The sequence below is a fragment of the Streptomyces sp. RLA012 genome (assembly GCF_056270325.1).
The window spans coordinates 9,664,585-9,677,420 of the sequence record NZ_JBWDPA010000002.1 but is presented as its reverse complement, the minus strand read 5'-3'; the positions used below and the strand labels follow the sequence as shown (position 1 = coordinate 9,677,420).

11 protein-coding genes and 2 pseudogenes are annotated in these 12,836 nt (G+C 66.5%); 6 read left to right on the top strand and 7 right to left on the bottom strand.

The window, feature by feature from the left end; genetic code table 11:
- Positions 1-54 precede the first annotated feature (54 nt).
- The gene (locus tag RV986_RS43935; RefSeq protein ID WP_475922719.1) at positions 55-378 is read right to left on the bottom strand and encodes a hypothetical protein; all 324 of its coding nucleotides are present in this window, start codon (positions 376-378) and stop codon (positions 55-57) included.
- A gap of 495 nt (positions 379-873) precedes the next feature.
- Here RV986_RS43935 and RV986_RS43930 point away from each other — a divergent pair, with 495 nt between their 5' ends.
- Together RV986_RS43930 and RV986_RS43925 are read left to right on the top strand one after the other, a co-directional pair.
- Positions 874-1,521, top strand: coding sequence for a cysteine hydrolase family protein (locus tag RV986_RS43930; protein WP_475922718.1), 648 nt, complete (start codon positions 874-876; stop codon positions 1,519-1,521).
- Positions 1,522-1,673: 152 nt separating this feature from the next.
- Positions 1,674-2,075: a DUF1622 domain-containing protein gene (locus RV986_RS43925; protein ID WP_475922717.1), complete on the top strand. Its 402-nt coding sequence runs from the start codon at positions 1,674-1,676 to the stop codon at positions 2,073-2,075.
- A gap of 79 nt (positions 2,076-2,154) precedes the next feature.
- Here RV986_RS43925 and RV986_RS43920 read toward each other — a convergent pair.
- Positions 2,155-2,268, bottom strand: a pseudogene (locus RV986_RS43920) (IS5/IS1182 family transposase); the annotation flags it as partial.
- Positions 2,269-2,271: 3 nt separating this feature from the next.
- On the opposite strand from RV986_RS43920, the pseudogene RV986_RS43915 reads away from it, so the two are divergent.
- Positions 2,272-2,445: pseudogene (locus RV986_RS43915) on the top strand (IS5 family transposase); the annotation flags it as partial.
- Between the two features lie 22 nt (positions 2,446-2,467).
- Here the strand turns inward: RV986_RS43915 and RV986_RS43910 are convergent.
- Complete coding sequence (locus tag RV986_RS43910; RefSeq protein ID WP_475922716.1) at positions 2,468-3,415, bottom strand: pyridoxamine 5'-phosphate oxidase family protein; 948 nt, start codon at positions 3,413-3,415, stop codon at positions 2,468-2,470.
- A 558-nt stretch (positions 3,416-3,973) separates the two neighbouring features.
- Here RV986_RS43910 and RV986_RS43905 point away from each other — a divergent pair.
- From RV986_RS43905 to RV986_RS43895, 3 genes are all read left to right on the top strand, one after another.
- Positions 3,974-4,840 (top strand): alpha/beta fold hydrolase, encoded by an 867-nt coding sequence (locus tag RV986_RS43905; RefSeq protein ID WP_475922715.1) that lies wholly within the window; start codon positions 3,974-3,976, stop codon positions 4,838-4,840.
- 260 nt (positions 4,841-5,100) lie between these two features.
- Entirely contained in the window at positions 5,101-6,876 is a 1,776-nt protein-coding gene (locus RV986_RS43900; protein ID WP_475922714.1) for an MOSC domain-containing protein, read from the top strand.
- A gap of 191 nt (positions 6,877-7,067) precedes the next feature.
- Entirely contained in the window at positions 7,068-8,477 is a 1,410-nt protein-coding gene (locus tag RV986_RS43895; RefSeq protein ID WP_475922713.1) for a dihydrolipoyl dehydrogenase family protein, read from the top strand.
- A gap of 34 nt (positions 8,478-8,511) precedes the next feature.
- On the opposite strand, the gene RV986_RS43890 is transcribed toward RV986_RS43895, so the two are convergent.
- The 4 genes from RV986_RS43890 to RV986_RS43875 all read right to left on the bottom strand — a co-directional run bounded on the left by RV986_RS43890 (position 8,512) and on the right by RV986_RS43875 (position 12,820).
- Complete coding sequence (locus RV986_RS43890; protein WP_475922712.1) at positions 8,512-9,831, bottom strand: IS701 family transposase; 1,320 nt, start codon at positions 9,829-9,831, stop codon at positions 8,512-8,514.
- Positions 9,832-9,996: 165 nt separating this feature from the next.
- A complete protein-coding gene (locus tag RV986_RS43885; RefSeq protein WP_266998003.1) occupies positions 9,997-10,695 on the bottom strand; it encodes a hypothetical protein in 699 nt (232 codons plus the stop codon).
- A gap of 325 nt (positions 10,696-11,020) precedes the next feature.
- Positions 11,021-12,273 (bottom strand): IS3 family transposase gene (locus RV986_RS43880; protein WP_475922711.1). Its coding sequence is split into 2 segments (ribosomal slippage): positions 11,021-11,991 and positions 11,991-12,273, totalling 1,254 coding nucleotides; the frame shifts between segments, so codons are not numbered across the junction.
- Positions 12,245-12,820 (bottom strand): hypothetical protein, encoded by a 576-nt coding sequence (locus RV986_RS43875; protein WP_475922710.1) that lies wholly within the window; start codon positions 12,818-12,820, stop codon positions 12,245-12,247. The genes RV986_RS43880 and RV986_RS43875 overlap by 29 nt, the downstream gene beginning before the upstream one ends.
- Positions 12,821-12,836 lie beyond the last annotated feature (16 nt).

Genomic DNA, 12,836 nt, shown 5'->3' with positions numbered 1-12,836 from the left:
CCGCCCAGTCGATGCTGGCAAGTAGGGGGCAAGACTCTCCGCGGCGAAGGTGCATTAGGGGCTGAGCTGCGGGACCAGTGCATATAGGACGCTGGGCCGGATTTCCGGCTTGCCGACGTATCCGCAGGCATGCGGGCAGAGCACCCACTTCCAGGGCTGGGCGTACGGGGCTCGCTGGGACTCGGGGCGCGGCCCGGGGTCGTCGGCGGTGCAGCGGCGCTGGACACGGCCACGGCATCCGGTGCGCAAGCCGAAAGCCTCGCGGTACGGGCCGCACCGTTCGGCCTCGATGGTGGCGATCTCCCGCGGGAGGACGGGGTGCGGGGAGGGGCGTCCACTGCTGGCCGGGGGTGCTGGTGAAGACGTGCCGGCCGTCATCGACAAGGTCTCACTGATCGGTTCATCGAATAGTCGGAGGGCGCCCGCGGTCACGCGGCCCTTTCATGTGCTCGTTACGGGCCATCCCCCTTGGGCCGACAGCACTCCGCGCACCTGTCCAGAGTGGTGTCATGCCGGCAGACCACCGACCTCCCCGAATGCACGGAGCTAACTTCTCCTCCCCACCATCGCCGCAGACCGTTCACACCTCGGGGATGGCATGGACGTCGACCGAGTGCAGCAATTCACCGATGCAGAACACCCCGCGATGGGGCACAGTGGAATGGAGGGCCGGATGACCGGGACAGCGCCCTCTCAGGGCACACACCCCGAAGGTGAGCACGGCACTCGAGTGATGTCGCTTGGTATCGGAACAATCCGCACCGGCTCAGGGAAGAGACCTCGCGTCACCAGACCGGAATGTGCTTCGGAAGGACATCCGGTGTACCGAATACTTACTACACCAGTGGTTTGTTATTTCGTGAGGAGCGCCAGGTGGAAATCACGAAGACCGACACGGCCGTTGTGTTCATTGACCCACAGAACGACGTGCTGAGCGAGAGCGGAGCGAACTGGGACGCGGTGGGAGCAAGCGTCACAGAGAACAGGACCGTCGAGAATATGGAGAGAATCTTCGAGGCGGCGAAGGCAGGCGAATATGAGGTCTTCATCTCGCCCCATTACTTCTACCCGACGGACAACGGATGGCGAATGAACGGGCCGCTCGAGACAAACGAGCTCGAGACCCACACGTTCGCACGGTCGGGACAGCTTGATCTGACCGGGTTCCGAAACTCCGGGGCAGACTGGCTGGACCGCTTCAAGCCCTATATCGAAGACGGCAGAACGGTGGTCGCCAGCCCGCACAAGGTATTCGGTCCGGAAACCAACGACTTGGTACTGCAACTACGCAAGCGGGGAATACAAAGGATCATTCTTGGCGGGATGCTGGCGAACATGTGCGTCGAGTCCCATATGCGTCACCTGATCGAGGAGGGATTTGAGGTCGCAGTGGTCAGGGATGCAACAGCCGGACCCCGACACCCGGTCTGGGGCGACGGCTATCAGGCGGCGATCATCAACTACCGTTTCTTCGCCCATGCGTTGCTGTCGACTGACGAAGTACTCGATCGAATGCACTGAGGAGCTCGCAGCCGGAAATAGTGCTCACATAGTCCGATAGTTACGCTTTCAACAGCGTCGTCGGTCGCCTCTCTACTGCGCGGGAGTGCCGTGGAAACATGTCTACCCGACAATAGCCGGTGCTCGGAACGACGTGTCGGTAGCAACAGAGGTTGCCGACCACAAACGAGCGGATTCGGGTCGGCGCGAGAGGGCATACTGTGGAGTTCCAACACATCGTGGAGCTGGTCGGTCGAGCCGTTGACGCCGCCGGCGTAGCCATCATAGTCGTGGGAACGCTCTTGGCGACCGTTCTCGCGGCTATCCGGCTCAGTCGCCGACAGGCGGGTGTGTACCGCGGCTATCGCCGTCGCGTCGGGCGGTCGATCCTGCTGGGGCTGGAGTTCCTCGTAGCCGGCGACATCATCCGTACAGTCGCCGTCGCACCGACGTACGCAAGCGTCGGAGTGCTGGCCGTGATCGTGGGCATCCGCACCTTCCTCAGCTTTTCTCTCGAGCTCGAGATCACCGGGCGGTGGCCATGGCAGAAGCCAGTGGCCGAAGCCGAAGACTGACCCCGCGTGACGCCGGCGGGCAGCGGAGCGGCGCCATCCCTGCCGTGAATTCCTAGGCCGGAGCTCAGTCTCATCGATCTCAATTGGTGAGTCTGCGGCAGCAGACGAGGGTGCAGGCGATGCTCGTGAAGGAGCGGAAGTGCTCTGCTTTGCGCTCGTAGCGTCGGTGGAGGCGGCGGCAGCCGGCGACCCAACCGGCTGGCTCTTGCTGCACCGGCTCCTGGCGCGCGACTACGAAACCCACCCGCACCGCTCCGAAGCCATGATCCATCTCGCCATGACCGACCTGATAGCCCGCCGCCTCACCGGCGAGAACACCATCTCCTGGCGCGACCCGATATCACCGGATCAAATTCGCATCCCGGGATGAAACAACGGGAGAAAGCGACCTCTTAAAGGGCCCCTGGCGCTGCCGGCGCCACCGGCGGGTTGAACCGTGAATACTGCGGCGCGGACGAGACCAGGGCGCCGTCCGGGTGGTCGATCTCGACGACCTTGGCCAACTGGAACTCCACCGTTCTCTCCGCGCCGGGGAATCCAGCGGCGGTGTCCGCACTCCAGTCGATCACCGCCGTACCTGTCAGGTGCAAGGTCCTGCCGATCTCCCAGTCGATGAACAACAGGCCCGCGGCCGGGTTGACGGTGAGATTCCCCAGAGTCATCAGCATCGTGTTCCCTTCGTAATCGGGCCATTGGACCCGTTTCGGGGACAGGCTGGTGACGAAGCCGGGGTTGCCGCCGCGATGGGAGGCATCGGCGTCACCCGCCGTGGAAGCGGAGGCAATGAAGAACGTGTCCGCGGTGTCAATCATGCGGCGCTGCTCCGGGAGCAGTTCGCTGCCCTTCGATACCTGGGGCTTCGCGGGCGCAGGTGCTGCCTCCTGCGGTTCGCGGCTCTGGATGTATTTGGGGCAATTGCCGTATGCCTGGTCCACTGAAAGCCTGAGTCCCCCTGTCGCGGGCACGGTCCGGCCGTTGATCCTCAGTCGTCGACGGTTTTTCAAGTCGATGGCAAGAGTGCCCACAAGTGCAGGTGCCGCCAAGACCGCCGCCAGCGGGTCGACATCCAAAGGGCGCGCTCCGATGAGCACCTCGCGGGGGCCAAGCGCCTGCAGGAATCCCGGCTGTCCGTACACCATGGACGCCCACACTTGACCGTCCGGTGCAGTTGCTCCGACAACCAGGAACCGCAGATCGGCAAGGAAGTCGCGGGCACCACGGGGAAGTCTGTCGCTGATGATCGGCCGCAGGTGATCGGCGTGCTCACGGAATCCTGCGCGGTCCTGAGCGGCCAACTCACCCTTATGGTAGGAGGCCAGATGGGAGCTGCTATTGCGCATAGTGGCATTCCTAACTGCTGTCAGCGCCTTCAGACAGCGGCGTCATACGGGCGGAAGAAGAAATTTCATGCCGCGTATGACCGCGCTAGAGCTGGCTACCCCGCCAAGCCGACGGTGCGGTGGCCGGGAGCGGACGGTTCACTCCAGCGTAGACCCGCAGCCATCGCGAGGCGCCGCAGTGATAGGTGAAGACGCGTATTTGAAATTCGGGCTTACCCGAGGATGTGGCGTTGGGCAGACAAGGTGCGCTCCCAGAGCGGGACGTGGTGACCCTCCGCTACCTCCCCGTGCCTTAATGTGTCCGCGATTCTGGTTTCGCCATCTGCAAAGAAAATCTAAAAGGTCGCACTTATCCGTCTCTGTGTTGCTGTCCCCGGGGGGGCGGGTCTAGCGTGAACACGTTGCGCCCAACGCCGTCTGCCTCGACGCACCACGCCGCCGAGGGGAAAACACTTCCGAGCCTGAGGCAGTGACCACCCCTCCCTCTATCGCAGCGAAAGGGGTTGCCTGCGGGCGGATTGACGCATATTCCGCGCTCGAAGATCCCAGGAGGTCGTCATGCTCCCCACGCACCACAAAACAGCGACTGTTAACGGCCAAAAGGTCTTCTACCGCGAGGCTGGTCCCACTGAAGCACCGGTCGTCCTGCTGCTGCATGGATTTCCCAGCAGCTCACACATGTTCCGCCATCTCATCCCGGCACTGGCCGACCGGTATCACGTGATCGCTACCGATCACATCGGCTACGGCCAGTCCTCCATGCCCAAGGTCGGAGAATTCGACTACACCTTCGACAACCTGGCCAATATTACTGGGGGGTTGCTCGACCAGCTGGGAATCAAGCGCTTCTCCATCTATGTGCACGACTATGGGGCACCCATCGGGTGGCGGCTGGCCCTCAGTCCCTCCTACGAAGTCACCACGATTATCTCGCAGAGCGGCAACGCCTACATGGAGGGCTTCGCCAAGCCCTTCTGGGACGACCTGTTCGCCTACGCCACTGCTCCCGGACCTGACACCGAACCGGGCGCGCGGGCCAAGTTCGCCTCGGAGACGACCCGCTGGCAGTACGAGAACGGTGCCACCGACAAGAGCCTGGTCAGCCCGGACAACTGGCTTCACGACCAGGCCCTGCTGGACCGGCCAGGCAACGACGAGGTGCAGCTGGCACTGTTCCGCGACTACCCGACCAACATCGACGGCTACCCGCAGCTGCAGGAGTACTTCCGCACCAGCCAGGTGCCAGTGCTCGCGGTCTGGGGCGAGAGGGACGAGATCTTCGGGCCGGACGGCGCGCGGGCGTTCTCCCGTGACCTGCCCGACGCGGAAGTCCACCTGCTGCCGGCCGGGCACTTCGCCCTGGAGACGCACCTGGATGCCATCAGCGGCTACATCCACGGATTCCTCGGCCGCGTCCTCACCTGAGGCGCGGACGGAATCCTGGGCTGCACCTGGGCGAAAAGTAGGAGTCATGACCCATGAAACAGCCCACGAGGCGAGCACCCGCGAGACCGGCGGGAGGATTTTCCGGCTGCTCGGTGAGGGCGACACCGACCTGGTCGCTCGGGCCGTGACCGCAAGCGACAGAGAGGGCGGCCAAGAGGCCCGGAACCGGTGCAAGTCGCTTCCCCGTCAAGGCTCTACCAGTTCCTGACATGGGAAGTAGCGGTAAGAAAGGTGGCGTGGTGGCCACGTTGATGGCAGTGAACGTCGGGATGCCCCACGACGTGCCCTGGCACGGCAAGACGGTGCACACCGGCGTGTACAAGCAAACCGTCGCCGGGCCGCAGATGGTACGGCGCCTCAACATCGATGGCGACGGCCAGGGTGATCTGGGCGGGCATGGCGGCGAGCAGCGGGCGGTGCTGGTCTACCAGGCCGATTCCTACCTGTTCTGGGCGAAGGAGCTGGGCCGCGACGACCTGGCGCCCGGCCATTTCGGGGAGAACTTCACCGTCGACGGTCTGCCGGACGACGAGGTCTGCATCGGCGACCGCTACCGCATCGGCGGCGCCCTCTTCGAAGTCACCCAGCCGCGGGTGACCTGCTACCGCGTGGGCTTGCGTATGGGAGAGCCGCAGATGGCGGCCCTGCTCGTGGCCCACCACCGCCCCGGCTTCTACCTGCGGGTGATCGAGGAGGGCCAGGTCGAGGCCGGGCAGGAGATCGTCAAGGTGTCCACCGGCCCCGAGGCGATGACCGTCGAGGAGATCGACCGAGTGCTCTACCTGCCTGGACACACACGCGAGCAGGTCGAACGGGCCCTGCGGATCCCGGCTCTCAGTCCCGGCTGGCAGGGCTCCATGCAGACTCTCCTGGACCAGGCCGACAGCGACGCGGCCGACGGCTCCTCCGGCAGCGCCGGCCTGAACAAGGCCGCCACTGCCCCGCCGCCCAGCTGGCCCGGCTTCCGCCCGCTGACCGTCACGCGCATCCAGCCCGAGAGCCGGAGTGTGTTCTCACTGTCCCTGGCCGCAGCCGACGGTTCAGCACTGCCCACTGCTCTGCCCGGTCAGTTCCTCACCGTGAAGGTCCCGCTCGAGACAGACGTGCCGCCTCTGATCCGCAGCTACTCCCTGTCCGGCGAGCCCGGCACTGGCACGTACCGCATCAGCGTCAAAGTCGAACCGCACGGCGCTGCCAGCAACGAACTACGCGCCCACATACGCGTCGGCGATACTCTGGAGGCCGCCGCGCCCCGCGGAACGTTCTGCCTGTCCAAAGGCGACAACCCGGTGGTGCTGCTGTCCGCGGGAGTGGGGGTGACTCCCGTGCTGGCCATGCTCCACGCGCTCGCGCGTGACCGCTCCCCGCGCCAGGTGTGGTGGCTCCACGCAGCCCATGACAGCACCGAGCATCCCTTTGCTCAGGAGAGCCACGACCTGATCGAAGGCCTTGCGAACGCCCGGTCGAGCATCTTCTACAGCAAACCTAGCGACGCCGACCGTAGGGGCGTCGACTACACAGAGGCCGGCCGGCTCTCGACCAACCGCATCCTCGGACTAGGCCTGCCGACCGACGCCGACGCCTACCTTTGCGGGCCCGTGGGTTTCATGAACAGTGCCACCACCGCGCTCGTCGACGCCGGGCTGGAAACGTCGCGAGTGCACACCGAGATCTTCGGCGCCGGGCCCTCCCTCACCCCGGGAGTGAAAGGTTCCTCGACCGCACCCGCGCCCCACCAGCCCGCAGGCCCCGTCGGCACCGGTCCTTCCGTGTCCTTCGCCCGTAGCGGCCTCACTGTCCCCTGGAACAACAGTCAGGACTCCCTGCTCGAACTCGCCGAAGCGTGCGACGTCCCCGTCCAGTGGTCGTGCCGCACCGGGGTCTGCCACACCTGCGAACTCGCCCTGATGTCCGGCACCGTCGCCTACTCACCTGATCCGGTCGAACCACCAGCCGGAGGCAACATCCTCATCTGCTGCTCCAGGCCCACCGAAGGCGTCGTTTTGGATCTGTAAGTCGACCGGGATGCCGGTGCACAGACTGCATCGTCACTGCGAAGCCTCCACCTCCAGGCCCTTCGGCGAAACCTGGGGCGCAGGTAGTCCGCCGTCCGGCATGTCAGTCCCCACCCAGGACGCCCCAAGAGCCAGGAGTGATCTACCCACGACGACACGTGCCCCTCCTTCGGCGGACCGCGGCAGAGGGCATGCCACACAGGACGGAGATGGTCGACATGGTCGACCCGGTTGAGGAGTTCGACCTGCTCGTCGTAGGCGGCGGAAAGGCCGGCAAGACGCTTGCCATGGATTGGGCCAGGAGCGGCAAACGGGTGGCCATGGTAGAGCGGGGCATGATCGGCGGCACCTGCATCAACGTCGCCTGCATCCCCACCAAAGCTCTGGTAGCCAGCGCCCGCGCCATGCGCACCTTCGCCCGGGCGCGACAGTTGGGGTTTGTGACTGAAACCCCCGTGGCCAGCGCCGAACTGCTGCGCACGCATAAGTCCGGCGTGGTGGAAGGCATGGTCACCATCAATCACAAGCAGTTCGTCGACTCCGGCATGGACTTCATGCTCGGAGAGGCCCGCTTTACTGCGGAACGCACGGTGGAGGTGACCCTGAACAGCGGCGGCACCCGGAGGCTGCGCGGCGCCGAAGCGGTCGTCAACACCGGGACGACCCCACTCCTGCCCGACATCCCAGGCCTGGCGGACGCGCGCATACTCACCAGTGAGACCCTGCTGCACCTGGAGCGGCTGCCGGAGCACCTGATCGTGATCGGCGGCGGCACGGTCGGTCTGGAGTTCGCGGACATGTTCGCGGCCTTCGGCAGCCGGGTGACCCTTGTGGCCCGGGGCACGCGGCTGTTGGCGAGGGAGGACGAAGACATTGCGCAGGCGGTCACCAGCCTGCTAGCCGCCGGTGGTGTTGACGTACTCACCCACCGTTCCACAACCTCCGTCCGACGGGGCGCGGTCGGACGGATCATTGTGGCACTGTCCGACGGCACGGTGCTGAGCGGCGACGAGGTGCTTGTCGCAGTCGGCCGCCGACCCGTCACTGCCGGACTTGACCTCCCGGCCGCCGGGGTCCGGACCACAGCAGCCGGCTTCGTCGCCGTCGACGACCGCCTGGCCACCTCGGCCCCGCACACGTGGGCCGCTGGAGACGTCGCCGGCAGCCCGCAGTACACACACATCTCCCTGGACGACTACCGGATCCTTAAGGCCAACCTTGCCGGCGGTTCCCGCTCCACAAAGGACCGGCTTGTTCCTCACACCACTTTCCTCACCCCGGAACTAGCCCGCATCGGGCTTACGGAGTCCCAGGCCCGTGCCGCCGGACATCAAGTGCGCGTCGCCCGACTGCCGGTGGCCGCCATTCCGCGGGCGCGTACGATGCGGGATACGGACGGCCTCTGGAAGGCCGTGGTCGACGCCCGCACCGACCGCATCCTGGGCGTGGCCCTCCTAGGCCCGGAGAGTGGCGAGACCCTCACCACAGTGCAGACCGCCATGCTCGCCGATCTCCCCTACACCGCCCTCCGCGACATGATTATCACGCACCCCACGATGACCGAGGGACTGAATCTTCTCTTCGCCGTACTCCAGGACTAACTTGAGCTTCGCGGTTTTGGCGGGCCTGTTGTGATCATGCTGCGTGGGTGAGTCCTGCTTGGGCCCAGGCTTGCTGGACGGTCCGGATTTCGGCGTCGGTCAGCTGGCCTGTGGCAGCGGGGAGAAATCGGGCGGCGATGATCACACGGCGGAGCTTGGCGAGCATGTCGGCGAAGGCCGGGTCGGCCTTGGTGGTGTACCAGGGGGCCTGCTCGCGGCGGTCGGCGGCGTCGTTCGGGCGGTGGCCGTGCAGCGCGTACCAGACGACGGTGATCGAGTAGCAGTACAGGCCGAACGGGACGGTGCGACGCACCGCGTTCTCGGTGCGGCTGCGGGCCTGCCCGACGCCGAGCAGGGCGCGGGCCTCGGCGAAGGTGACCTCGATAGACCACCGCCAGGCGTATCTGGTGATCAGCTCGGTGGCCGGCGTGTCGGGGTCGGTGGTGACCAGGGCCAGGTCGTAGCCGGTGTCCGTGCCGTCGTCGTGGATCAGGATCACGCGGACGGTCTGGGTATGGAAGGAGCCGTACCACAGGCACCGGACCTCGGCGATCCGCACCTGGTCGGTGCGGTCATAGCGCTTGACCCGCGCGGTCGTGAAGGTCGCGGTCGCCGCGAGGTCGGCGGGCGTGCCCAGCCGGGCGCCTTTGAGTCGGGGGCGGCCGCGTCTGCCGGTCGGCGGTGGCGCGAGGTCGAACAGCACGGCGTTGGCCGGCAGCCGGGTGGTGAGGGTGATCGCCTCGGGCAGGTGGCGCAAGGCTTTGCCGTGATAGGCGGCGTCAGCCACGACATGCAGTCGCCGGTCCAGGCACACGGCCAGCAACTGGACCATCGACGCGGCGAGTTCGACCTTCGACGGCCCGGTCTTCGGCCGCCACAGCCGGGCTGCCACGGGCAGGCACACCGGCCGGGTGAGGAACGGCAGCTCCACGACGATCCCGACCACCACGAAACACGTCCCCCGCCCGACCGGCTTGGCACCGGCCGCCGCGCCGTCGTGCTGCCACGCGGCACCGAACACCTTCTTCCCGCGCCGCTTGAACAGCGTGTCGTCCACCGCGACCGTCACCGCCGCGCCGTGTGGCAGCAACGTCCTCACGATCAGGTGCGCCAGCGCGATCCCCAGGATCTCAACGTTCCAGCTCGCCCGGGAGAAGAAGGAGTGGGCCCGGTCGTGCGGCCAAGCGCGGGCCAGACCCGCCCCCGTCAGCATCCCGGTCACCGTGCCGGCCCCGGTCTGCGCGACCAACCCGGTCACCATCGCGGTGAAGGTCTCGAAGCTCGGCGCGGTGAACACACGCAGCGTCTCCAACACGGCCAGCAAGGACGCCGGTACCGGCGGACTCGGAAGCATCGGCGGATCCCCTCCCCGGCGTGGTCGCCACACCGCTGATGCTGCCGCCGTCCGGCCTGCGGACAGCCCGAACCAGCCGGCCCGTCACCCGCCGGGGTGATCGTCTGCCGGCTCACGCGCCCCGGACAGTTACCGGCGCGCCCGAAATAGCCGACGCCGCCGCGGCTACTCGGGGAAGGCGAGGGTGTAGTGGAAGCCGTCGTCGCCGACGGCGTGCCGCAAGGTCCGCACGATCGCCTCGGGATCGTCGTAGGGGCCGTTGACGTAGAACGGCTTGCCATCACGACCGAAGCGGATCGGGCTGGGGCCGGCTGGCTCACCAAGCACAACAGCGGCGGCATCGAAGTCCGCCTCGGGAGCGAACCCGAGCTCGCGGGCGTAGCCGGCCGCACCGAACACCAGGGCACGGGCAAGCTCGGCGGGAACCTGTACATGCCCCTCGAAGGCGCTGAAGTAGGCGTGCCGGTGCGCAGCCAGCTGACTCGGGGTCATCGGCTCCGGAGGCAGCGCGTTCTTCACCCCCAGACACCACACATCCAGCAGGAACCCGGCAACCTGGGCCTTCGCGGAGCGCGCGCTGTCCGCGGCGACGAGCACGGCGACAAGGCCGCGTACCTCCTCGGCGTCGGAAGCCCCCGGGTCAAGGCCCGTCCACTGCGACGTACCCTCAAGATCCACACTGCGGCTCCAGCCGGCGTTCACCCAGCAACGCGGCTCGCCACGGCCCGACACCGAGACCTGCACAGCGCCGTTGAGCACCCCGACGACATCCCTGACGCCCACCCCCAGCGTCCTCGCGATCGCCTTCGCCGACCGACCCTGCTGGTCCAGTTGCTGTACCTGCGCTACAAGCCGCTCATCCACGGTCCCACCCTACGGCCGCCGCCAAGGCAACAAACCCCATAGGGTTCGGCTCGTTTCGAGGGACGCCTGACCAGGGAGCCGTGCCGGCTCCGCGCCGCCCGCACGGTGCCGTTCCGCCCGGCGTCAGATCGGGCCGCCTCACCCGGTGTCCGGGAACGAAGGCAGGTCAAGTGGCTGACCGGAGCGGTCCGGCGCGATCTCGGTGCGGGAGAATTGCATGCACTTCGCTTGAAGCGGCGGGGACTGGAAACGGAGCGACAGCCACCGCGCCAGTCCCGACCCTACTCAGGCCCGACGCTGAATCGCCCCGGGTTCGATAGAGATCTCAGATTATGGTTGTGACCTGGGGTTTCGTGGATTCCATGTAGTGGTTGGCTTCGTACTCAACGGGCGGAACGTGCCCTATCTCACCGTGGAGTCGGCGGTGGTTGTACCAGTCGACCCACTCTGCGGTGGCCAACTCGACCCGGGAGAGCGACTTCCAGGGCCGTTGGGGCTTGATCAGCTCGGTCTTGTACAGGCCGATCGTGCTCTCCATCAGGGCATTGTCGTAGGCGTCGCCGACCGATCCGATCGAGGCGGCGATGCCGGCGGCGTCCAGATGCTCGGCGAGCCGGAAACTCGTATATTGCGACCCGGCATCCGAGTGGTGGATCAACTCGCCTGGCTGAACCGGGAGTTGGTCGCGGTCACGTTGCCACACGGCCATCTCAAGGGCGTCCAGGACGAAGACCGTTTCCTTCACAGTGGCCGCGGACCAGCCGACGATCCGGCGGGAGAACGTGTCCACGACGAAGGCGACGTAGACGACACCGGCCCAGGTCTTCACGTGGGTGAAGTCCGCGACCCAGCAGCGGTTCGGGGCGGCAGCGACGAAGTCGCGGTCCAGCAGGTCCGGCGCCCGTTCGGCCTGCCCGCCGGGCAGCGTGGTGATCACGCGTTTACCACGGACCGCCCCAGCGATGCCGAGTTCGCGCATCAGGCGTTCGACGGTGCAGCGGGCCACGCGGCGGCCCTGCCGGTTCAGCTCACGCCAGATCTTCCTCGCCCCGTAGACGTGGTAGTTGGCCTCGAAGACCTCGCTGATCTGTCTCTTCAGTTCGGCATCCCGCACGGTCCTGGCCGAGGGCGTGCTCCGACGTTTGTGGTGGGCGTAGTAGGTAGAAGGGGCGATCCTGCAGTCGTGCTCGGTGAGCGTCCTGCAGATCGGCTCGACGCCGCCGAAGCGGTCCCGGTGCTCGTCGATGAACGCTACGAGCGTGTGTGTGGCCGGTCGAGCTCGGCCGCGAAGAAACTCGCCGCGGCCTTCAGGATCTCGTTGGCCCGCTTGAGTTCGGCGTTCTCCTTCTTCAACGCCTTGAGCTGGGCGGACTCCTCCGTCGTCGTCCCCGGACGTGTCCCCGCATCGATCTCGTGCTGCTTCACCCAGTTCCGCAGCGTCTCGCGGGAGCCGATGCCGAGCTTCTCGGCCACCGCCTGCAGGGCGGCCGTCTCGTTCGGGTAGTCGTCGCCTACCTCGGCGACCATGCGCACCGCACGACGGCGGAGCTCAAGCGGGTAACGGGAAGGTCGTGCCATGACTCGATCCTTTCATGAAATCGAGTCTCCATTCGAACCGGGGCGATTCAGAGTGCCATTCGACGTAGTGGCCTACCTGATAGATCTCGCGGGTGGGCGCAACGCGCTGACTGGCGACTCCTCCTTCCAGGACTTCCAGCCGGACCCCGGAGACGTCGAGCAGTTGTTGCCCGAGGGCGTCCTTGTAGAGAGGGACGCCTACTTCCGTGATGCGGTACCAGGTCGAGCGTTGCGGATCGCGCACCAGCCATACAGGGTGCGCCGGCCCGTGGCGTGTTCCGTCGACAAGGTGGACGCGGTGCTCGCCGGGGGAGACGGCGGAGACGTCGACGACCAGGGTGCCCGGCTGGAAGCTGCGTGTGGTCAGTGGCACCGTCTCGTCCAGCCAGACCTGGACTCGGGATCCGGTCCGCTCGACCCACAGCGTGAGATCTCCCTGGTCGTGCTGGTATCCGCGGACCGCCGGCGCACGGTCGAGGTCACGGTCGAGCAGGTCCAGTAGCGAACTGGCGTGGGCGAGGATCCGAAGGCATTCCCGACGCGACACGCATGGCAGACTCGGC

What these genes read in the sequence shown, in the direction of transcription:
- RV986_RS43935 (WP_475922719.1), bottom strand. Translation starts at nt 378, where the DNA reads ATGACGGCCGGCACGTCTTCACCAGCACCCCCGGCCAGCAGTGGACGC.
- RV986_RS43910 (WP_475922716.1), bottom strand. Translation starts at nt 3,415, where the DNA reads ATGCGCAATAGCAGCTCCCATCTGGCCTCCTACCATAAGGGTGAGTTG.
- RV986_RS43905 (WP_475922715.1), top strand. Translation starts at nt 3,974, where the DNA reads ATGCTCCCCACGCACCACAAAACAGCGACTGTTAACGGCCAAAAGGTC.
- RV986_RS43895 (WP_475922713.1), top strand. Translation starts at nt 7,068, where the DNA reads ATGCCACACAGGACGGAGATGGTCGACATGGTCGACCCGGTTGAGGAG.
- RV986_RS43890 (WP_475922712.1), bottom strand. Translation starts at nt 9,831, where the DNA reads ATGCTTCCGAGTCCGCCGGTACCGGCGTCCTTGCTGGCCGTGTTGGAG.